This is a genomic window from Pedobacter sp. PACM 27299, assembly GCF_001412655.1.
Lineage (GTDB): Bacteria > Bacteroidota > Bacteroidia > Sphingobacteriales > Sphingobacteriaceae > Pedobacter.
This window is the reverse complement of the sequence record NZ_CP012996.1, coordinates 2554745-2574776: the sequence shown is the minus strand read 5'-3', so window position 1 is coordinate 2574776 and position 20032 is coordinate 2554745. Positions and strand designations below refer to the sequence as shown.

Here is a 20032-nt window from a genome sequence, read left to right as displayed (position 1 = left end):
TAGTAAACAAATCCAGTTTTAGCTCTTTAGTTGATATCGATTACCTATAAGGTTCAGAACTTTCTTAGGTATAGCTTGTTTTATGAGTAGATCATTTGCTATGCCAGAAGGACCATCAATTGTAATTCTAAGGGAACTCGTTGAATCTCTTCATTTAGAAGGTCAACAGGTAATTGGTATCGATGGCAATACAAAAATCGAGAAGGAAAGAATGCTTCATCAGCATTTGCTTGCTTTCAGGAGCTGGGGCAAGCATTTTTTAATCTGCTTTGAGACTTTCACACTCAGGATCCATTTCATGATGTTTGGCAGTTATCGGATTAATGAGCGAAAGGAATCCGCTGTCAGGCTTAGGCTGTCTTTTGAAGAGGCGGAACTAAATTTCTATACCTGTTCCTTAAAATATGTGGAAGGCGATATTAACGATAGTTATGATTGGTCTATAGATGTTATGGCTGAGGAATGGGATCCAAAACAAGCCTTGAAAATTATCAGGGCAAAGCCTGAAGAACTGATCTGTGATCTCCTGCTGGATCAGCAAATCTTCTCAGGTGTAGGCAATATCATAAAAAATGAAGTGCTCTATCGTGCAGGCATACATCCTTTAAGTAAAATAGCAGCGATTCCCTTACCAAAACTTAAATTGCTTGTAAAGGAGGCAAGGCAATACAGTTTTGATTTCCTGGCATGGAAGAAAGCTTATGTACTCAAAAAACATTGGCTGGTTAATACAAAAAAACATTGCCCACTGGATCATCCCCTAGAGAAAGGACATCTGGGAAAAACCCGAAGAAGGACATTTTATTGTACCATTTGTCAGAAGTTATATATTAAACTAACCTAAGCAAATGCCCCATTATTTCAAATTCCCCCCTGTTACCTAAAAAAAGCTGAAAAATCCATATCTTCTGATTGTGAACCGCCATAAGAACCACGGATGATAGGATCATATTCCAGATCAAATGAAATAATTTTCAGGTCAACAGGATCATATATTGTTGGACAGAAAGAACCTCCTGGCTCCTCATGCAGGTAATTATCACCTTGCAATACTCCGCAATATTTACAGTTGTTTGCCCAATATGAAGCATTTATAAACTTGGAGTAGGTGTATTTATAAAAAGGATAATGTTCAATTAAATGGTCTATAACTGCTTGATCCAAGTGCTCAACATCTGAAAACAAAGTCGGTTCTTCCCCTTTTACCCAAACTAAATCATTGTCATCCGGGTTATTTTCGTCAGCATAGTTTAGATAGTAGTAGTTGACTGCTCCTGGTGCGACTACTGGAATTTCTTTAGCGCATTTCCAGCATTCTCTCGTAGATATCGCCAGTAAATAGGGCTTCCTAACAATACAGCTATAAGGCTCCACTGAAATCCATTTTTGAAAGCGGTTAAGATCATTAACATGATCTGGAATCACCCATTTTTTTATTGCTGCAGCCCAAAAAGCGCCGAGCTCTTTGGCCTCGTCTTTATCCGCGTAAGGAACATTAAGAATATAGGACATAATTAATTTGGCTTTCTCACTAAATTAATTAAAATTCAGCAAAGAGTTCTAGCTAAATAACTACAAAATCACAATCACAAATCGCTTATTCATGAACTCCATATTGCAGATCTAAAGGAATCGGAATCGCTTGCTTAGTTTTCATGATACTTGGGCTAAGGTAACCCAGTTTTAACTTCAAGTATTCATTTTTATGCAGAAACTCTAAACGAAACTTATAAAACCCTTTAGTCAAAGGTATCATATAAGAATTCGGAGCGCCGGCATTAGGCCCTTCGCATTGGATCAATAGCTGGTTATTAAGGTATAATTTTGAACCTTTATCTGCTTCAAGAACAAAGCCATAATATCCTTCTTCTTTTGTTTCCAATGCTCCTTCAATGATCAGGGCGAAGTTATTTTTACGTGGCAGTTTATTGACATCGAACTCCGCATTTGTGATTCCCCTTTGCTGTGGTGTTTTATTTTTTAGATCCTCAGCATTATTAAATTCTCCTTCATAGTAATTGTAATGAAAACCACCATTCTGCAGGTTCTTTTGTTTAGATACAGGAGCTAATATTTTTCCTGGGGTAAAATTACCAGTCTTCATTTTATCATAGCGTGCACGATTGGTAAACTGCTTTACTTTCACTTTAGCCGCATCGTTTAGATTGACTTCAGCCTGTATTCTTGCGGAGCTAAGTGAAGGATCAGTACCATCTATGGTGTATCGAACCCTGGTGGTATCGCCAAAATACCATAGCGTAATCGGCTTATTTTTCAGTACAATACCATTCTGCGGGTGAAAATCGACCCCATTACTCTGCCAGCCATAGGAGAACTTTAAACCATCGTAGGTGCTTTTGAACCTTACTGAACTGTGTGTTTCCTCGGGATATCGAATACTTTTCCAGGTTAGGCCGGCAGGGGCCCACTTTTTGAGCATCACATCCATCGCATCAATCTTCATCGTTGCCCCTTCCATTCCTTCCCTGCCACTCATAAACAAGGTGATTGCCGGGTCTTTCAATGCTGGCAATTTAAAAGCAGCAATCTTTTGGATGTAATTATTATCCCACCACAAACTAGGGTCGACGGCAATATAAGACTTGAATGTGTTTGGCTCCATCAGCAGCGCATTGACCACAAACAACCCACCTAATGAATGTCCCCATATTGCGTTGTCTCCATTGGCAGGATATTTTTGATTGATATAAGGAATCAATTCCTCCTTAATAAAGCCTAAAAATTGTGCTGCTCCACCTGAGGTATTCCAACCATCGATATGGGTTGGCGTCAGGTCTTTATTTCGATCAATACCTAATATGCTGACGATAATGGTTGGTGGTATGTATTTCTCCCCTTCCAAAAATCCCTGTACCTTAAGTATTAAACCCGTATTCCAATTGCCCCCATCCAGCACATAAAGTACATCATATTTAGTGGTACTTCCTGGTTTATAACCCGGAGGGACAAACACCTCTATCCGTCTTTTTTCTTTAAGGATCGTAGAATTTAAAGAGTCCAGTTTACCTATTTCTATGGTTCTCCTTACGGTGTCCTGTGCTTGCGCTAAGTTATCTCGGAAGATAAATACCAGGACAAGGAAGAATGGAATTAAAAGCTTATGTTTCATCAAGAAGTAATTGATTTAAAGGTGACGATTTGATGAGATATGGTAGCGATTGTTACTGCTTTAGCAGTTAATATTTTGGTATCACTATGAAACCTGCCATAAATCCTCAGTCAATTCCTTTCTAAATACATGCTGGCCTACCTTTTTCATTAATTGGTAGCCCCAGCGTTTACCAGCAGATGTTGATCATTCACAAAAGAAGAAAGATCACTGGCGAAGAATTCCGCAACATTAGCTACATCTTCCACCTCTGCCAATCTTCCCATCAGAAAGCTGTCCAGCAATTGCTTCCTCAATTCAAGATAGCTATCCTGCTTAGCGAAAACAGCGGAATGATCCACAGAAAATGGAATGATGGTATTTACCGTTACCCCTCTATGGCCAATTTCTTTTGATAAAACATCGACCATGTACCTCGGTGTCATTTTACTTCCACCGTATACAGCCATTCCTTGAACCGGACAATTAGTGGTACTGGAAACAATGTATAGGATTCGTCCGTGATCTGCGACCTGCTTTGCTGCGAACTGCATCGTAAAATAAGCGCCCAGATCCTGTAATTAATGCGACCTTGTTTTTTAAACTGTTCATGATACTTTCATTTAATGATTTACTTTAATTGATAAATGAAAGTTTAGGTAAAGAACAGCTTCAAAAAGGACCGATAATAAAGGATTACTTGTTAAAATTCTAAGATGGATGAGGCGGGAGTTCAGGCTTAACTGATGGCACATTATTTGGGCGACCTGGAGCAAAATCTCATCTCATGGAAAACGACCAAATTTGTGATCATATTAAAAATTTAAAGGCGCTGAAAACCCCTGAGGAGTTGGTATGCGAAACATGCGTTAAAATAGGCAGTGATTGGGTTCATTTACGCACCTGTCAGACCTGCGGGGTAACTTTATGCTGTGATGACTCTCCGAATGCCCACATGACCAAACACTACCACAGTATTGGCCATCCGGTGATCAGCTCCGCTGTTCTTGGAGAAAGGTGGTTATGGTGTTATAAAGATGAGGTTTTCAGCGAATATTAGTATTCCAGTTTACTTCTGTCCCATTTGGCCAAGTCAGCTCCAATGCTATAGGTACTTCTTAAAAATTCGAGTAATTTATCCTCAGCATTTGCTGCTTTTTGTACCGCTGAATACGGCAAAACAAATTCGCTCAATGCAGGGTGATAATAGGCTTCGCTGGGTTGAACTTTTGCTGTTTTATACCCTTCGGGCTCCGGATATAAGTAACAATAAAACACAGCTTCCTTCAAACCCTCTCCACCAGTCCAAAAGCCGGCGCTGCTCACCTCTTTACAATAGGCATCCTCTGCCACCCAATTGGGCATACCAGGTACTCCTCCCGGGTGCTTTGGTGCTTCAGCTCCAGAGAAAAGAGATAGTGCTAAATCAAAACTTCCCCAAAAAAAGTGGATAGGACTGCACTTGCCTTTAAATTCAGCTCTAAACTTCATGAAAACACTTTGAATGTTTAATAAAGCCTGATGAAAAGCCGTCACCTCTTCATCTTTATAAGTGGCATGTATCGTATCTGATTCAAAAGGAATAGGATCAGCAAGCTCTACTGGAATAGGTTTTATGACCAGATTGATTTCCAGTTCGCTTAACAATTCAAATATTTTCCTATAAAAATCCGCGACAGAAATCCCATGCAGATCAAACTGTCTGTTTTCACCTTTGCTGGTCGTAATTTTTAACAGATGCGCGATAAAATCAAAATCTATCTGGAAATCCTGATCACCATACCGCATCGACTGGGTGGTTAAGCCAGTAGCTGTAGGATGTAAGGTAATATGCCAGGAATGGTTTACCCATGGTAAAACTGCAAGTTTTATCTTGCCCACAATCTGCGACCAAAGCTGCAGCGTTTCATAGGTAGATTTTCCATTTTCATAAGAAAGTGCTGGCCATTGATGTTCCATAATCAAGCGGTGTATGGCATTTTATTTGAAATTCTGTGTGTATAACAATCTAGCACTTAAAAGGTTTACCGGATCATACGGTTTAACCATTGATGGCAATGAAATGGCCTTAATTATCCTATCGAAAAATGCTGCGCTATAATCGTTTCTTTTCTTAGATTTACTTGTGGATCTTATTTTCCAGCATTTATGTGCTCATTAAAAATCATTTTAGGATATAAACTTCAATCAAATGAAAAGGATAACTGTATTCTGTGGCTCTAGTTTTGGGATTGACCAGGAATTTGAGACACAAGCTTATTTATTAGGCCGCGCTTTGGCGGAAAGAAATATTGGCTTAATTTATGGCGGGGCAAGAGTTGGATTAATGGGCACTGTTGCTGATGGGGCAATCGAGAATCAAGGACAAGTAATAGGTGTCCTACCCCATTTTCTGCAAGACAAAGAAATTGCGCATGAAGGCCTAACGGAATTAATTCTGGTAGAAACGATGCATGAGCGAAAAACCAAAATGAATGAGCTTAGTGATGGAGTCATTGCTTTACCTGGCGGCTTCGGCACTTTAGAAGAGTTGTTTGAAATGCTGACCTGGGCACAGCTTGGGCTTCATAAAAAGCCAATTGCCATCTTAAATACAAACGGGTTTTATGATGAACTTTTAGCATTAATAGCCACTATGGTGAAGAAAGGATTTTTAAAACCGGTGAACCAGCAGATGTTATTAATTAGTGATAATATCGAAGATTTACTTCATAAGATGACAAATTATCAAGCGCCAGCTGTTGGTAAATGGATCTCAAAAGAGGAAGTCTAAAATATGATTATCATAGATCACTTTCTTTAGTGCTGGTGAGTACTAAATGCTTTTTTTTTTCGATAGGCGTGCTAAAAGCATATTAAAAAACATGGTCACCAGTAGTGCCACGAGGCATCCGGCCACCACACAACCTACCCGCTCCACAGCAATGTACCAGTGTTTTTCCAGCTGCTCCTGAATCGTGACAATCACAAGGGCAGCCAATGCACTTCTCAAAGTCTGTGTGATGCGGAAAGCAAGCCCTAGTGCTATGGTCAGGGTCACTCCTAGGCATAAAATCAATAAATAGGAAATGTGAATTGGATAAAGGCAGAGACCTACCGTACAGCCTAACAAATTGGCCTTCATTCGGTCATAAGCAAGGGTATTGCTGTTATCAGGTGAAAGTGCTACGACTACAGAAACCAGTGACCAGTAAAATGGGTATTGTGGAATATACTTATATAAAAGGTAACAGATAATTACGCCTATCAGGCATTTTAGTAAATAAATAAGATAGGTTAAATAGGTAGATCTGTTGAATTCGATTCTTTTCATAAGCACAACCAGCTTGTTTGAACAAAAAGCGTTGAAGCATAAAGTTAAACAAAAAACTGATCACCTATCTGTGGATAGGTGATCAGGCTATAATTATAAGGCGTATAACCTTAGGCTTCTGATTTTCATATAATGATCGGTATTAAAGGACAGCACCATTCCTAAAGAGACCAGGGTGGTTTGCTTCAGCTCGAATTCAAAGCGGGAGTTTTTAACCGCAGTGCTGCCAATGGCCGATCCCAGTTGATCTACATCTGGAATTCCGGTTCCAGAAGCTGCTACAATGTATGCTGGTGGATTTCCATCATAATTATTATCAGATAGCTCACTTGTAAAGGAGTACTTGCCTGGAGGTAAGGTTACAGTCTGATAAATTTTCCCATTGGTAATGGCACTTGATCCCCATCCTGCTTCAATATTAATCACACCATTGTCGTCACTAGCGTATCCACCCATTCCATTGTGGTTCTTCATGGCACTGTTGGTCACCCAGTTGGCTAAATCTCCCCACCTGTTATTGTCGTAAGCCGAACGCTGAAAAGGAATCATATAATTTTTCAAATAGATGTTACTCACCTCTCCTTTTAAAGAGAACGTTTCATAGTTCGAATAGAATTTATCGATGCTCCCAGGCTCAGGTCTATTAATGATCCGATACTCGATAGGATTGCTTTTAAATTTGGGTAAGGTCACGATCTGGTCTTTCAGCTGAGCCAGCACCACGGTATCATGTGTCGTATTGTCTGAATGTTTATAACGAATCTGCATCCCGACTGTGCCGCTGGCATTGCTGGCATCCTGGAATTTAAGTTTTGCTTCTCCCTGAGTATTAAATTCGGTACTTAGAATGGCCCTGTTGTTTAATGCCGAACGGTAACGTTCGCCGTAAACATTCCCGACTATATTCATAGGAACAGAAATATGGCCTTCTGAATCGTAGGTACGTACTTCAAAACTTAAGGGACCTTCTTCCAGGTGATCTATGATATAATTCACGCTGTCTACCCCACCTGTTCTTTTAACAGGGACTTCCACAGAATCCTGCTTACTGTTCCAAAACACCTTGAAACTGACCACTCTTGGATCTGGATTTAAAGCTCCAGATACTTTAACCCTACCATTTCCAGACAATATTCTCAAAGAGTCAATTTTAGCGGGATAAACTATTTCACCATTCTCTGTGAATTTTTTATAGTCATCTTGTTTCTGGCATGCTGAGCAGATGAACGCGAGCCCCAGCATTCCGACGAATTTATTTATATTTTTCATGTTTTCTTAACTAAGGTCAATTAATATACTCCCCAAACCGATATCTGGGCGATTTCCATAAAGTAGCTGCTTCTCCAGTTCTTCAGATTTCTTATCCTCAGGTACTTGAACTTCACTGCATCTTCAGGAAAGTCAAATGACCAGCCTGCTTTACCATAGGCTTCATCCGCTCCGGTATCGGTACCGATCGGTGATCCGGAAGGCTTGGTCACGTTACAGGTCATGAGTTTAGTCCAGCTGGCCCAGCTTCCATCCAGGTTTGGACTGTTGGAACCCCAGAGCTCAAAATCTTTAAGATTGCCTTTGTCATAATAACCCGCTTCTCTTCTCGGATAGACTACAATCCTACTCAATTTTGCTTCCTTGCCTAAGCTAAAGCTCACCGTTGTGGGCGCACCAGCACTTTCCTGGGTATACATACAAGGCCATTGTCCGTAATCCGTTCTTTTATCCCAGATCAGCTTTAAAGAAGTATCATACATGTAATCGGCATCTCCGGGTAACCTGATTTCCTGAAAAAGATCTTTATTGAGCAGGTTCTCTTCCAATGGAGTCAGGTTTACCAGCAAGGTATCAGAGCGGTTTAACCACCTGTCGCGAACATAGAAAGCAAATTTACCCTGCTTTGGCTTCAATCCTCTGATGCTTGCACTGATCACAGAATCCTGCGTATACACATTATCAAGGTTGGCCCAATCCCCGTTACCGAGGGAGTCTAACAATGGCACAATAGCGACAGTGGCTTTAAACTTGTTGATACTGTTTAGCCTTACTCCACCAAAGGTAGCACTGGCTTTTAGCGCATTAAAAATCAATCTGAAGGGTGCAATTAAAGGGGTTACAGTAACAGAAACTGGCTCCGAAGCTTTTTCACTTTTGTTGACTGCGTATAATTTAATCTCATGTGGATTTGTATCTGCAAATCCATCTACGATCATATTATTGGTATAACCTGAGGCCTTTATTTCTCGCTGTTCTCCATTTCTGATGCTGTATACTGCTTTAATATAAAGCAGGTCTTTATTATTTGGGAGGTTATAACTGATCCTTGCCTGGCCATTCTGATTTTCTACTGTTACATTGGTCACTTGCCCTGGTGGATTTTGATTGTCTCCTAATATCCCATTGATCTCCGCCTTGTTACAGGAAAGCAGCACAAATAGCGCACACAAAACAGGGAGTATCTTATATATATTTCTTTTCATATTAATATCTATTTGATGTTTATCCTAATTAATTACCATCCTGGGTTCTGAACAAGGTTCGGATTAACCAATAAATTGTTCTCCTGGATCGGCCATAAATAGTCTCTTGGTGCTATAAAGCGTTGGGTATAAATATTCGTTAACCTGTAGAATAATTCTGGATGATCTTTATCCTGATCTCTATCCCAGCCGGTGATGTTTTTATTCAGCTCCTGCGCGGCCAGTTTCCATCGGCGAAGGTCCCAAAACCTGGCGCCTTCAAAGGAAAGCTCAATATTACGTTCCCTGCGAATGATCTCCTGTAAGCCCAACTGGGTATTTGGTTTATTTGGATTCAGCGTGTATTTGCTCCAGGAATTGACCACCCCTTCCAGTCCGGCACGTTCCCTTACTTTATCCAGGTAGGTGTATACCTCAGACGAAGGCCCCTCTGCTTCATTCAGTGCTTCGGCATACATTAAATATAGGTCTGCCAGTCTGATCATTGGAAAAGGATACTCTTCAATGTGGTTACTATTCCCTTCTTTAAAGGCAAATTTCCAGTTGACCAGTTTTTTAGGATAATAAGTGGTGATGGTGATCGCTACCCCGCTGCCATATTGCCCGAGTTTAAGCTGGGCAGAGAAAGCGTTGTCATCCGTCCTGTTATTTTCCATGAACCACTTGCCACCATCAAAACCTAAGTCTGCATAAAATCTAGGCTCCCTGTCGAAGTTGATCCTGGCAGTCTGATAATTTTCAACGATGTAATAGCGTTCGCTATTTGTTGCACTGCGCAATTGCGATTTATTTGAGAAATCAAGTGTTTTATCTTCATCAATTGGAACGCCGTTTTTAGTATAAAACTGCTCTACAATTTTCATTGGCGGCGCTAAGGTTCCGTTTACACTGTTATTGCCAGAGAAAGCTGGATCAATATGTGCCATAGACGAATATTGCAGTTGCCAGGTCCTGGAACTAGGATTTGCCCAAATGATTTCAGAATTCCATTTCTCGGTAACTGCATTTCTAATGCTCATTTCCCTCATCGTAGTACTGGATAGCGGCGTGGTTGTACCAGGAAAGGTATACAGTTTAATTCCGGCAGATTCAGCAGCTACGATCGCCTCTTTAGCTGCATTGGCCGCCCGTTTCCATTTCTCAGTGCTGGCAGTCAGACTAAACAGCTGCTGACCATCATGATTTCTAAAACTCGCATAATCTTTATTTCCATTAAACAGCGGACTTGCAGCATACAGCAATACTTTAGCTTTAATACTCATTGCAATTGGCTTTGTAATATGCCCTAGATCGGTAGCTGGAACCATCACATTGTTTGGTAATTTCGCGGCGGCCTTATCCAACAACTGCACAATATAATTCACTGCAGAATCCACCGGCTGACGTTTAATTTTGGTTTGCTCAATCGGAGCACTTACGGGAAGGTTCACATCAATTACAGGAATTGGTCCATAGTGTCTTAAAAGTAAGAAGTGGTAATAGGCCTTCAGAAATTCAACTTCGCCGAGCCATCGGTTCCGCTCATCCGGGCTCATGTCGCGTACTTTACTCAGGTCACTTACATTTTCAAGAAAAATATTACAGTCGCGGATGGCGTTGAACATTCCCCAATCCCAATAATTTACCAGGGGGCTGACTACACTTTGATTTCCTCTGGCCATGGCCCAATTGGTGGCGTTGATACTTCTGGAAGGGAATTCCAGCCAAAATTCATCTCCGCCCATATAGGCAATATTTTGGGTGGGTTCGCCATCGTTTGGCAGGTAAGAATAACAGGTAGCCAGGTATTTAATGGCTTCATTACGCATGGTAAAAGCATTTTCCAGTGTAGGCACATTATCTGGCACTACATCAAGGAAGCTTTTTTTACAGGCATTCAGGCTAAACAGAAGCACTAAAACCGGTAGGATATATCTTTTTGTTTTCATGATCTTTCTATTTCTATAATTAAAATCCAACATTCAGTCCTATATTATATACTGCCTGAACAGGATATCCCAGACCTTTGGAGCCCATTTCAGGATCCCATAATTTAAAGGGACTGAACACGGCCAAATTAGAGCCATTTACATATATTCTAAAATTGGATAACCCATAACGAGTCAGTGTCTTTTTCGGCACGTTGTAACCAATTTCAACGGATTTTAATCGCAGGAAGCTCCCATCACGCAGCCACCAGGTAGAAAACTGACTATTGTTGTTATTAAAACCATCGGTAAGTCTTGGCCATAGTGCATGTAGATTCCGGTTATCTTCCGACCAGTGGTCATCGGCAATTGCCTTCAGTAATCCATTTTGGAAAGAGCCATTCAGTGCAAAGGGGGTAATATTTCCTGGGTCGATAAAGAAAGAAGAGCGTGCTGATCCCTGGAAGAAAGTACTCACATCAAACCCTTTATATCCTAAAGAGAAGCCAAAGCCATAGATAATCTCAGGATCAGTAGGTAATCCGATGGGCACTTTGTCCTTATCTGTGATCTGACCGTCTCCATTGATATCGCGGTATTTGATGTCCCCACCCATGGTAGGAATCAATCCGCCAAAATTCTGTGTTGGTGAGTTTCTTGCCTCAATATCATCTACAAACAGACGTTCGGCGATCAAGCCATATTTTTGTTCAAAAGGGAAACCTTTTCTGGATAGATGTTTTAAGCCCTCAGGATAATCAGGTTCTTCGTTCACCAGGACTTCATTCCTGGCATAAGTAAAGTTACCACGTGCCTGGATCCACCAATTGGAACCAAATGTTTTACTATAGTCTAAAGCAAGGTCAAAACCTTCATTTTTTGCTTTCCCTAAATTGGCCTGCACCGTGGTATTAAATCCCATGGTGTTGGGAAGGTTAGTCCGGCCCATTAAAATATTACTGCGGATTGATTTGTAATAATCAAATACCACGGAGAATCCATTTTTGAAGTTCAGGTCAAAGCCCAGATCTGTAGTCGTGGCTTTTTCCCAGGTGATGTCGTAATTTTCATATCTGCTGATGTAATAACCATACTTATAATAATCCCATTTATCACCCCAGGTATAACCTCTTGAAGGACTATTAGGATCTACATTGGAAAGGTAAAAAAACCTGTCCTCAGATCTTCCGATCTGGTCATTTCCAACCAATCCATAAGTACCTCTAAGTTTAAGCCTTGTGACCACATTTTTCAGTGGTGCAAAGAATTTCTCCTCAGAAACATTCCATCCTACCCCTACTGAAGGGAAAAATCCAAAGCGGTGGTTCGGTGCAAAACGCTCAGAACCGTTGTATCCAAAGTTACTTTCGAAAAGATAGCGGTTATCATAAGCATACGTCAGTCTTCCGGAAAGGCCTAAATTTCTTGAGGGCAGAGAGGCTTGCAGATCGCTTCCATTAGCGGTCAGATAATTTCTCAAGATCCCGATGAGCATTCCTGAAACGGCATGTTTTTCCTGGAATGTTCTAGTATAGTTCAAGGCAAGTTCCCCATAGGTGGTAGTATTCTGAATTCTGTTTCCTGCATTGTAGCTTAAGAATTCCGTTCCATCCAATGGATTTAAAGGATTCAGTACGCGCTCTGTGGTTCCGGGAATAACGCTTAAATTATAGAAAAAAGGCTTAAAGCTACGGGCTACATCAAAGTAAGAATAACGCTGCGTGTAGGCCATTAAGCGGGTAGACAAACCCTCTGTAATGTCTTTAAGGTCCTGTTTTAACTCCAGCTGAACATTTACGGTTGAGGTATTGTACTGCTGGTATCCGGACACCATTCTTGCATAAGGATTGATGTAGAGGTTTTGTGAGTCACCTATAAAATTATTTCCGAAGAGCGGGTGTTTCGCATAAGGCGAATAGGACGCCGGGTATACGGCGGGGAACATCACCGGGTTAGACCAAAGTGCGGTTTGAAATACCGCAGCACCACCATTGATCAGGTTACCCCATTCATCCCGGCCACCAATCGGACCCGTATAATCATCAAACTGGGCGGAGGTTCTGATGATTGCTTCTGTAGTTGGTGTGAGCTTTAAGTTCACATTAGAGCGCACCGCGTAGTTTTTGATTTTAATATTGTTGTCGATATTATTGGTCTTATCCGTTCTTAAAATACCATTGTCTACATTGTAAGTTCCTGCAACATAATAACGTGCAGTATTTCCTCCCCCGCTTACGTTCATATTGAAACGTTGGTTGATCGTATAATCTTTAATCAGCTGATCTATCCAATTGTTGTTTGGGTAAAGCAATGGATCGTCTCCTGCCGCCGTATGGTCAATTTTGTTAGGCAGGTAAGGCAGGCTTTTTTTAGGGTCTCTTGTTAAAACCGCTTCATTTGCCAGGTTCATATAAGTGATATTGTCTGCAAATTTGAAGTTTCTGGTATTGGAAGAAACTGAATTTTCAAACCTGACATTAAACTTTGCCGCGCCAATTTCACCGAGTTTGGTGGTGACCAATACCACTCCATTTGCTCCCCTTGCACCATATAGGGAAGAGGCTGCAGCATCTTTAAGTACAGAAAATCCCGAAATATCATCAGGCTGCAGTCTGGCGAGGTCTGTTCCAGTGGATTCCATTCCATCAATCAGGATCAAAGGGTCTTTTTTTCCGGCACCGAAACTTCCTACTCCTCTAATAAAGAAAGAGGCATTATCCATTCCTGGCTCGCCACTTCTTTGATAAGCGACCATTCCGGCGATACGCCCTGCCAGCATGGTGGTTAAATTTGAAGTGGGTCCTTTTAATTCTTTGGGATCAACAGTGGTGATGGAAGCGACCATACTGCTTTTCTTTTGCGTGCCATAAGCCACAATAGCCACTTCTTCCAGGCGATCCTGTGCAGAAATCATCCGTACAGTTACGGGCTTGCCTTTCTGAACGTACATCTCCCTGGGCTTGTAACTCACATAAGAGAACACCAATGTTGCTCCTTCTCCCGAAACATCGAGGGTAAATCTTCCGGCATTGTCTGTCTGAGTTCCCTGTTTGGTCCCCTTGATGACTACAGAAGCATTTGGAATAGGTGCTTTGTCGGCACTGTCTATCACCATCCCCGTTAGCCGCTGACTTGTAGTTTGAGCCTTCAGCGAAGTGCTGCCTCCAATGCAAAACAGCAGCAATAGCCAACAGCTGTACATGGAGAAGAATTTGGTAAAGTTATATTTCATATTGATTTAGTTTGGTTCAGCGTGGAACAACAAACCAAACGGGTACCGGCAATTAGATCCCATAGATGGAGCATACGTAAAGAATTTATATTTGGTTGGTTTGTTGGTTCGTTTAGCAAGCACAACTATACTACACTGTACTATACTATAACTAAGTTTATAAAAATAATTTACAATCCAAAATTTATTTTATCAGAACTGATTTTAAAGAGGGGAATTCCCTCAGATTCGAACAGAATTTTAACAAGAAAATGATAATCAGGATCATAACACGGGCTTTTTTAGCCATTTTGGGAAAATCAACAAAAAACCAGACATTCGTAGGTTACTGATTAAAATACCATGTCCACGAAAGCAATTGAAAGCCATAGAAAACAGCCTAAAGAATGTGAACAACTGCTGGATATCCGACAGGAAATAGACCTGATAGATCAGCAAATCATCAGCATGATTGGCAAACGATATCAATATATAAAATCTGCTGCTAAATTCAAGACAGATGAAGCAGTAGTTAAAGCACCGGAAAGATTTGCTTCCATGCTTTTAGAAAGAAGGCGCTGGGCAGAAATGGAGGATCTTAATCCGGATGTAATCGAAAAGATGTACAGGGATCTTGTTCATTACTTTATTAATGAAGAACTCAATCATTGGAAGGAACAGGCTTAAAAAATGAGGATGTTCTTATATGGAACATCCTCATTTTTAATCTAAGCGTTTAGGCCACCATCAATAGTGATGGCAGTACCTGTGATGTACTTTCCTTCTTCACTGGCCAGGTAGGCAACCAGGCCGGCAATATCGTCTCCGGTTCCGTATTCAGAAAGCGCCATACGGCTCCTCAGGAAATCAGCCAGATCTGTATCTGAAGGATTCATTTCGGTATGAATTGGACCTGGTTGAACAAGGTTGACTGTAATGCCTTTCGCACCCAGGTCTCTGGCTAATCCCCGGGTAAAACCAGCCAGTGCGGCTTTACTCATCGTATATAAAGTAGTTTGAGGACTAAGTGAATTTTCGGCCATATTGCTGCCAATGGAAATGATCCGACCCTTGTTTGGCATTTGAGCCGCTACAGCAAGTGATGCTACATAAACTGCACGAACATTAATGCCCATAATTTCTTCATAATCTTCCAGCGTATGTGATTCAAATTCTTTACCGATGTAGATTCCTGCGTTGTTTACCAGGATATCAATCGGCCCTAATGCTGCGATGGTGTTTTGGATCACGCTGGTTAACGCTTTTGGATCACTATTGTCTGCTTTAACAGCGCTTGCATCGCCACCTTTTGCATTAATTTCTGCCGCTACCGCTTCCGCTTTTTCCTTAGATTTTGAATAGGTTAAGACTACGCGTGCGCCTTCTTCGGCAAGTCTTCTGCTGATATCTGCCCCCATTCCACGGCCGCCACCAGTGATAAATGCTAACTTATTTTCTAAACGTCTCATATTGTTTTTGATTAATTACATTTCAAAAGTAGAGACTAATCCTTATTTTTGTGGGTAAACACTAAATTGTCAGGTACTAACAAAAAGGTAAGAAATGAGAAAGGAAACTTCTACGAACGCTATTAATGAAAAACAGATCAATGACAGCTGCGGCATGGCTTACTCTTTATCGGTATTAGGGGGTCGATGGAAGCCCGCTATACTTTGCAGGCTCATGCACAAGACGATGCGATATAGTGATCTGAAAAATTCTATAGACCAGATTTCGGAGCGGATGCTGGTTTCTCAGCTGCGGGAACTGGAAGCTGACCTGGTAGTCAGGCGGACGGTTTACCCAGTAGTACCTCCAAGGGTAGAATATGAACTTACCGAACTCGGATTAAGTATGAAACCCATGCTCAAAGCGATGTCAGATTGGGGGAATATGCACCGGACAAAGGTGAATCCGGATGCGGATGTGGTGGTATCAGAATTTTAGATTCCGTTAATTTTTACACACTTATACTTCTCTTATTATGAATAAACTGCTACATTAGGTAAACCATTTTCAGTTGCCTTATTAACGCTACCAATATGAAGTCACACAACCTTGAAAGATTCCTTACTGTTCAAAAATCAGCTTATCAGACCGCATTAAATGAATTAAAAGCGGGAAAAAAACAGAGTGATTGGATGTGGTACATTTTCCCGCAAATCCAGGGTTTAGGTTTTACTGAAACCAGTAAACAATATGCAATTGCAGACTTAGCGGAGGCTGCTGATTATCTTAATCATCGGGTTTTGGGACCGAGACTCCTATTATTGTGTCAGACACTCCTTGAATTAGAGACTAATGATGCACATCGGATTTTTGACAGTCCAGATGATTTAAAGTTAAAATCAAGTATGACGTTATTTTCTGCGGTTCCCGGTGCGGATCCAATCTTCGAGAAAGTACTTCAGAAATTCTATAACGGACTAAAGGATCACATTACCATAAAAATCATCAACCTGCAAGGCTGAAATTTTTGAGCTCCTGCCCTCCTGCATTTTCTCCGTTACTTGAAGCATTTAACTTTCCAGCAGTACTGGAGAACATTGTTCTGTTTTCCAAGAGTCAGCATGAAAGATGCAACGTATTGAGAGACATTAAATTAACGCTGACTCCTAAAATGTGGATAAATTCTGATCAATGCAGGTGAATTCTTAATACCTTTACATTATGAAAATTGGGATTTACATCATGCTTACTGTCTTCATTTTTGGCACATGCTATTTTATAGGAGTAGTCCTTAATAATCCTGAGGTGGCTTATGGAATAGGCTTGATGATGATTTCGTTATTATTCTGGAATATGGTACAGCGTTCCAAAAAAGCGGCCAAAAGAAAGCATAGGGAACGTATGTTCCTGCAGCACATGAGAATGACCCATAAAAATCAATGGCATTAAAGGCCTTCTTATCAGCTTGCTTTTAGGATGCCATGTACAACTGCATATTTAATTAAAGCGGCTGTATTCCTCACCCCACTCTTTTCAATCATTGCTTGTCTATAGCCCTCTATTGTTCTTTTACTAACGAACAATTTATCTGCCATCTCCAGATTCGTCATCCCTTCCGCTATGAATTGCAGAACTTCCGCCTCTCTTGTAGAGAATTCAACCTTCGGCCCCTCCTTTTCTACCAAATTGACACTACCTACAGGTTTTTGATCTAAAAGGTTCATGGTTAACTCCGTTCCTAAATATTTGCCTCCACTATTAATGTGTTTGATTGCAAAAATTAATTCATTCATGCTGACACTCTTTAATAAATACCCGGATGCTCCCTTCTGAAAAGCCTGTTTGATATACAATTCATTGTCGTGCATAGACAGCATGATGATTTTAACAGTTGGATAAGTTCTTTTCACCTCTTTCAATAAAGATATGCCATCCATTTCAGGCATATTAATATCTGTCAGAATGATATCAGCTCCTCCCCCTGCATTTAAATAGGCTAAGGCTTGTTTCCCATGAGCAGCCTCCGTAACAATATTTATATTACTATCTGTCTCCAGCAGTAACCTTATACCGTTTCTTACCACATTATGATCCTCAACTAGAATGACCTGTATCATGATTTATCCTTATAAAATTTCAATATTTATTTAAAAGCGCCAAACAGAATAGTTGTTACTGTATTGCCTATAGCAACTGATCTAAATAACAGTCCAGTAATTTGTTTGTTTCAGCAAGACTTAGGTAGTTTATCTTATTTAACAAGAAACTATTCAGTTCATTACTATTAAGTAAGTTATTTAGGAACTTCTGCATTTTCCTGAATGGAATTATTACCCGTTTCCACTTCAATTTCCTTGGTGGTCACTGCATATTGCGATGGATGGATTTCTGAGCCGTAGGCTACTGCATAAGCTTTAGTAAATTCAGCGCCAACAAATAAAATGATGGCTGAATAATAGGTCCATAATAATAAAATGACCAGTGAACCTGCCGCGCCATAGGTACTGCCCACATCGCTCTGTCCGATATAAAGGGAGATTCCAAATTTCCCCAGCATAAATAGAATCGCGGTTACCACAGCGCCAAACAATACATCTCTCCATTTGATCCTGGCATCCGGGAGTACTCTAAAAATTACCCCAAAAATAAGGGAGATTACACCCAGGGTGAGCAATTGATTTAATATATAAAAAACGACGACAGAAACCTCAGAAAACCTGGCTTGAAGACGCGTATTAAATCCATCCAGTATAGTGGTGATGGCTAATGACACCAATAAGATAAATCCAAGACTGATGATGACAGAAAAGGAAAGAAACCTATTTTGCAACATTTTTAACCAGCCTCTTTTGGGTTTAGCTTTTAGGCCCCAAATGGTATTTATAGAATCTTGTATATCAGCAAAAACGGTAGTTGCACCGATTAAGAGTGTTATTAATCCTATGATAAAAGCCAGGGTATCTTTTTCTCCTAAGGCTGCATTTGCAACGATTTGCTGTAACTGTAATGCTGTTTCTTTACCCATAAAACCTGCAAGCTGCGCATAAATTTGACCTTGAGCAGCTTCTTGTCCAAGAAATATACCACATAGAGAGATCACTACGACTAACAGCGGAGCCATGGAAAAGACTGTATAATATGCCAATGAACCACTTAGCTTTGTCACCTTATGGTCGTTGAATCCATTAAAGGTCGCTTTCAATATATTCCAAACTCCTTTAAAGTTTTCTCTTTCAGTTTTCGTTGCTTTCATAATTTATTTGAATTCTGCCTTTCAATTGTGGTATCAATTCAACCTATAACTCGTCAAAAAGCAAATATGTTTTCGCTCATCTTATTTCCGGCATTACCATCAAGCCCTTTCTAAGCAACCATCAGCACCGCAGCGTACCATGAATTAATAAAATTCTTTATTTTAAAACCACATTGGTTTACGGAATGTTCTAGGGGTTCAATAAAAACTACTACTATGAATGTAACAGAAAAATCAATTTCGGTATTAAACGATCTTACAGAAATCAACAATGACCGTGTAGCGGGATTTGAAAAAGCAATTGCTGACATTAAAGACGAGCATGTAGATTTAAAAGCAATCTTTCAGCAGTATAGCAGCCAGAGCAGAAAATTCAGTCAGGAGCTTACCGCCATTGTCGCGGCCAATGGAGAAGATATAGAAACAGGTAACAGTGTTGCAGGAACTTTACATAGGGCCTGGATAGATGTAAAATCTCTTTTTGGCGGCAGCGACCGAGCGAGCATTCTTTCTGAAGCTGAGCGTGGCGAAGATGCGATTAAAGCGGCCTATACGCTGGCCCTTGAAAAAGGCGAGTTGACTGGCGAAGCTTTAGCAACAGTGAGCAGACAAGCACAGGATATTAAAGCTGCGCATGATGCCATTAAAGCTTTAAGAGACGCTGCAAAAATCACCAGCTAATTTTATTAAATAGAATAATTTACAAAGCTGGGAAGCTTAATTCCAGCTTTGTATCCAAGATAAAAACCCAGAGTTTTAATCTTCAATTCAATACCTGACTATCCTGTTAAAAATGCTTAGACACATGATTCATAATCCTCAGACTACCATTCATGCTTCCCGGACTGGAAATATTGAAGTATTGCAAGAATTAATTCGACTAAAAGCTGACCTGAATGCCAGCGATGAGAAAGGATATACCCCACTTATTATTTCTTGTTATAACAATCAATATGATGCAGTAAAGTTATTGATTGAACATGGTGCAGCGCTCAATTCGCAAGATCTTGGGGGTAATACCGCATTAATGGGCGTATCCTTTAAAGGATACCTTAGTATTGCTGAGCTGCTTATTCAAAATGGAGCAAACCTTAACCTACAGCATGGCAATGGTGGGACGGCCCTAATGTTCGCGGCCATGTTTGGCAGAAATGAGGTCTTAAAATTGTTATTAAGCAAAGGTGCTGATAAAGATATCCTCGATTTTCGTGGCTTATCGGTATTAGATCATGCTGCGCAGCAGGGAAATGAAGAAGCCATCAGAATCATAGAGCAAGCCTAGATAAGCAGCTATTATAAAAGAAATGCCCGGTTGT

Annotated in this window: 21 protein-coding genes; 9 read left to right on the top strand and 12 right to left on the bottom strand. The window is 40.6% G+C overall.

The features are described from left to right. Window positions 1-82: 82 nt before the first annotated feature. A complete protein-coding gene (locus tag AQ505_RS10815) occupies window positions 83-844 on the top strand; it encodes a DNA-formamidopyrimidine glycosylase family protein (RefSeq protein WP_231635071.1) in 762 nt (253 codons plus the stop codon). 32 nt (window positions 845-876) lie between these two features. Here the strand turns inward: AQ505_RS10815 and AQ505_RS10810 are convergent, their stop codons facing one another. From AQ505_RS10810 to AQ505_RS10800, 3 genes are all read right to left on the bottom strand, one after another. After that, window positions 877-1512, bottom strand: a complete 636-nt coding sequence (locus AQ505_RS10810) for a DUF5710 domain-containing protein (RefSeq protein WP_062548193.1) — start codon at window positions 1510-1512, stop codon at window positions 877-879. Window positions 1513-1597: 85 nt separating this feature from the next. Continuing rightward, window positions 1598-3130, bottom strand: coding sequence for an alpha/beta hydrolase-fold protein (locus AQ505_RS10805; RefSeq protein WP_062548192.1), 1533 nt, complete (start codon window positions 3128-3130; stop codon window positions 1598-1600). A 149-nt stretch (window positions 3131-3279) separates the two neighbouring features. Continuing rightward, window positions 3280-3663 carry an SDR family oxidoreductase gene (locus AQ505_RS10800; RefSeq protein ID WP_157262301.1) on the bottom strand — a complete coding sequence of 128 codons (384 nt, stop codon included), beginning with the start codon at window positions 3661-3663 and terminating at the stop codon, window positions 3280-3282. Between the two features lie 233 nt (window positions 3664-3896). On the opposite strand from AQ505_RS10800, the gene AQ505_RS10795 reads away from it, so the two are divergent. After that, window positions 3897-4169, top strand: coding sequence for a UBP-type zinc finger domain-containing protein (locus AQ505_RS10795; RefSeq protein ID WP_062548191.1), 273 nt, complete (start codon window positions 3897-3899; stop codon window positions 4167-4169). On the opposite strand, the gene AQ505_RS10790 is transcribed toward AQ505_RS10795, so the two are convergent. After that, window positions 4166-5068: a DUF5996 family protein gene (locus tag AQ505_RS10790; RefSeq protein ID WP_062548190.1), complete on the bottom strand. Its 903-nt coding sequence runs from the start codon at window positions 5066-5068 to the stop codon at window positions 4166-4168. The genes AQ505_RS10795 and AQ505_RS10790 overlap by 4 nt on opposite strands. A 232-nt stretch (window positions 5069-5300) precedes the next feature. Here AQ505_RS10790 and AQ505_RS10785 point away from each other — a divergent pair, with 232 nt between their 5' ends. Then, entirely contained in the window at window positions 5301-5882 is a 582-nt protein-coding gene (locus AQ505_RS10785; protein ID WP_062548189.1) for a TIGR00730 family Rossman fold protein, read from the top strand. A 42-nt stretch (window positions 5883-5924) separates the two neighbouring features. Here the strand turns inward: AQ505_RS10785 and AQ505_RS10780 are convergent, their stop codons facing one another. The 5 genes from AQ505_RS10780 to AQ505_RS10760 all read right to left on the bottom strand — a co-directional run bounded on the left by AQ505_RS10780 (window position 5925) and on the right by AQ505_RS10760 (window position 14035). After that, window positions 5925-6422, bottom strand: a complete 498-nt coding sequence (locus AQ505_RS10780; protein ID WP_062548188.1) for an FUSC family protein — start codon at window positions 6420-6422, stop codon at window positions 5925-5927. Between the two features lie 93 nt (window positions 6423-6515). Then, complete coding sequence (locus AQ505_RS10775; RefSeq protein ID WP_062548187.1) at window positions 6516-7691, bottom strand: DUF4998 domain-containing protein; 1176 nt, start codon at window positions 7689-7691, stop codon at window positions 6516-6518. A gap of 20 nt (window positions 7692-7711) precedes the next feature. Next, window positions 7712-8896: a DUF5000 domain-containing lipoprotein gene (locus tag AQ505_RS10770; RefSeq protein ID WP_062548186.1), complete on the bottom strand. Its 1185-nt coding sequence runs from the start codon at window positions 8894-8896 to the stop codon at window positions 7712-7714. 32 nt (window positions 8897-8928) lie between these two features. Next, window positions 8929-10824 (bottom strand): RagB/SusD family nutrient uptake outer membrane protein, encoded by a 1896-nt coding sequence (locus AQ505_RS10765; RefSeq protein ID WP_062550968.1) that lies wholly within the window; start codon window positions 10822-10824, stop codon window positions 8929-8931. A gap of 19 nt (window positions 10825-10843) precedes the next feature. After that, complete coding sequence (locus tag AQ505_RS10760) at window positions 10844-14035, bottom strand: SusC/RagA family TonB-linked outer membrane protein (RefSeq protein WP_197286352.1); 3192 nt, start codon at window positions 14033-14035, stop codon at window positions 10844-10846. A 342-nt stretch (window positions 14036-14377) separates the two neighbouring features. On the opposite strand from AQ505_RS10760, the gene AQ505_RS10755 reads away from it, so the two are divergent. Then, complete coding sequence (locus tag AQ505_RS10755) at window positions 14378-14701, top strand: isochorismate lyase (RefSeq protein ID WP_082461490.1); 324 nt, start codon at window positions 14378-14380, stop codon at window positions 14699-14701. Between the two features lie 41 nt (window positions 14702-14742). Here the strand turns inward: AQ505_RS10755 and AQ505_RS10750 are convergent, their stop codons facing one another. Continuing rightward, window positions 14743-15483 (bottom strand): SDR family NAD(P)-dependent oxidoreductase, encoded by a 741-nt coding sequence (locus AQ505_RS10750; RefSeq protein WP_062548185.1) that lies wholly within the window; start codon window positions 15481-15483, stop codon window positions 14743-14745. 94 nt (window positions 15484-15577) lie between these two features. Here AQ505_RS10750 and AQ505_RS10745 point away from each other — a divergent pair, with 94 nt between their 5' ends. The 3 genes from AQ505_RS10745 to AQ505_RS10735 all read left to right on the top strand — a co-directional run bounded on the left by AQ505_RS10745 (window position 15578) and on the right by AQ505_RS10735 (window position 16912). Further along, entirely contained in the window at window positions 15578-15961 is a 384-nt protein-coding gene (locus tag AQ505_RS10745) for a winged helix-turn-helix transcriptional regulator (protein WP_062548184.1), read from the top strand. A 95-nt stretch (window positions 15962-16056) separates the two neighbouring features. Continuing rightward, a complete protein-coding gene (locus tag AQ505_RS10740; protein WP_062548183.1) occupies window positions 16057-16485 on the top strand; it encodes a DUF1810 domain-containing protein in 429 nt (142 codons plus the stop codon). 199 nt (window positions 16486-16684) lie between these two features. After that, entirely contained in the window at window positions 16685-16912 is a 228-nt protein-coding gene (locus tag AQ505_RS10735) for a hypothetical protein (protein WP_062548182.1), read from the top strand. Window positions 16913-16923: 11 nt separating this feature from the next. Here AQ505_RS10735 and AQ505_RS10730 read toward each other — a convergent pair whose 3' ends face one another. Then, on the bottom strand, window positions 16924-17580 hold the full coding sequence (locus AQ505_RS10730) for a response regulator transcription factor (protein WP_062548181.1): 657 nt from the start codon (window positions 17578-17580) through the stop codon (window positions 16924-16926). 176 nt (window positions 17581-17756) lie between these two features. After that, window positions 17757-18716: a YihY/virulence factor BrkB family protein gene (locus AQ505_RS10725; protein WP_062548180.1), complete on the bottom strand. Its 960-nt coding sequence runs from the start codon at window positions 18714-18716 to the stop codon at window positions 17757-17759. A gap of 216 nt (window positions 18717-18932) precedes the next feature. Between AQ505_RS10725 and AQ505_RS10720 the strand changes: the two genes are divergently transcribed. Next, window positions 18933-19397 carry a ferritin-like domain-containing protein gene (locus AQ505_RS10720; protein WP_062548179.1) on the top strand — a complete coding sequence of 155 codons (465 nt, stop codon included), beginning with the start codon at window positions 18933-18935 and terminating at the stop codon, window positions 19395-19397. Window positions 19398-19521: 124 nt separating this feature from the next. Beyond that, window positions 19522-19998, top strand: coding sequence for an ankyrin repeat domain-containing protein (locus AQ505_RS10715; RefSeq protein ID WP_062550965.1), 477 nt, complete (start codon window positions 19522-19524; stop codon window positions 19996-19998). The last annotated feature ends 34 nt before the right edge of the window (window positions 19999-20032 follow it).

Bases quoted from the DNA above. Each gene is read 5' to 3' on its own strand.
- AQ505_RS10765 (WP_062550968.1), bottom strand. From the start codon at position 10,824: ATGAAAACAAAAAGATATATCCTACCGGTTTTAGTGCTTCTGTTTAGC.
- AQ505_RS10790 (WP_062548190.1), bottom strand. From the start codon at position 5,068: ATGGAACATCAATGGCCAGCACTTTCTTATGAAAATGGAAAATCTACC.
- AQ505_RS10740 (WP_062548183.1), top strand. From the start codon at position 16,057: ATGAAGTCACACAACCTTGAAAGATTCCTTACTGTTCAAAAATCAGCT.
- AQ505_RS10805 (WP_062548192.1), bottom strand. From the start codon at position 3,130: ATGAAACATAAGCTTTTAATTCCATTCTTCCTTGTCCTGGTATTTATC.
- AQ505_RS10795 (WP_062548191.1), top strand. From the start codon at position 3,897: ATGGAAAACGACCAAATTTGTGATCATATTAAAAATTTAAAGGCGCTG.
- AQ505_RS10725 (WP_062548180.1), bottom strand. From the start codon at position 18,716: ATGAAAGCAACGAAAACTGAAAGAGAAAACTTTAAAGGAGTTTGGAAT.
- AQ505_RS10810 (WP_062548193.1), bottom strand. From the start codon at position 1,512: ATGTCCTATATTCTTAATGTTCCTTACGCGGATAAAGACGAGGCCAAA.
- AQ505_RS10775 (WP_062548187.1), bottom strand. From the start codon at position 7,691: ATGAAAAATATAAATAAATTCGTCGGAATGCTGGGGCTCGCGTTCATC.
- AQ505_RS10750 (WP_062548185.1), bottom strand. From the start codon at position 15,483: ATGAGACGTTTAGAAAATAAGTTAGCATTTATCACTGGTGGCGGCCGT.
- AQ505_RS10720 (WP_062548179.1), top strand. From the start codon at position 18,933: ATGAATGTAACAGAAAAATCAATTTCGGTATTAAACGATCTTACAGAA.
- AQ505_RS10800 (WP_157262301.1), bottom strand. From the start codon at position 3,663: ATGCAGTTCGCAGCAAAGCAGGTCGCAGATCACGGACGAATCCTATAC.
- AQ505_RS10780 (WP_062548188.1), bottom strand. From the start codon at position 6,422: ATGAAAAGAATCGAATTCAACAGATCTACCTATTTAACCTATCTTATT.
- AQ505_RS10770 (WP_062548186.1), bottom strand. From the start codon at position 8,896: ATGAAAAGAAATATATATAAGATACTCCCTGTTTTGTGTGCGCTATTT.
- AQ505_RS10760 (WP_197286352.1), bottom strand. From the start codon at position 14,035: ATGAAATATAACTTTACCAAATTCTTCTCCATGTACAGCTGTTGGCTA.
- AQ505_RS10715 (WP_062550965.1), top strand. From the start codon at position 19,522: ATGATTCATAATCCTCAGACTACCATTCATGCTTCCCGGACTGGAAAT.
- AQ505_RS10745 (WP_062548184.1), top strand. From the start codon at position 15,578: ATGAGAAAGGAAACTTCTACGAACGCTATTAATGAAAAACAGATCAAT.
- AQ505_RS10735 (WP_062548182.1), top strand. From the start codon at position 16,685: ATGAAAATTGGGATTTACATCATGCTTACTGTCTTCATTTTTGGCACA.
- AQ505_RS10730 (WP_062548181.1), bottom strand. From the start codon at position 17,580: ATGATACAGGTCATTCTAGTTGAGGATCATAATGTGGTAAGAAACGGT.
- AQ505_RS10785 (WP_062548189.1), top strand. From the start codon at position 5,301: ATGAAAAGGATAACTGTATTCTGTGGCTCTAGTTTTGGGATTGACCAG.
- AQ505_RS10755 (WP_082461490.1), top strand. From the start codon at position 14,378: ATGTCCACGAAAGCAATTGAAAGCCATAGAAAACAGCCTAAAGAATGT.
- AQ505_RS10815 (WP_231635071.1), top strand. From the start codon at position 83: ATGAGTAGATCATTTGCTATGCCAGAAGGACCATCAATTGTAATTCTA.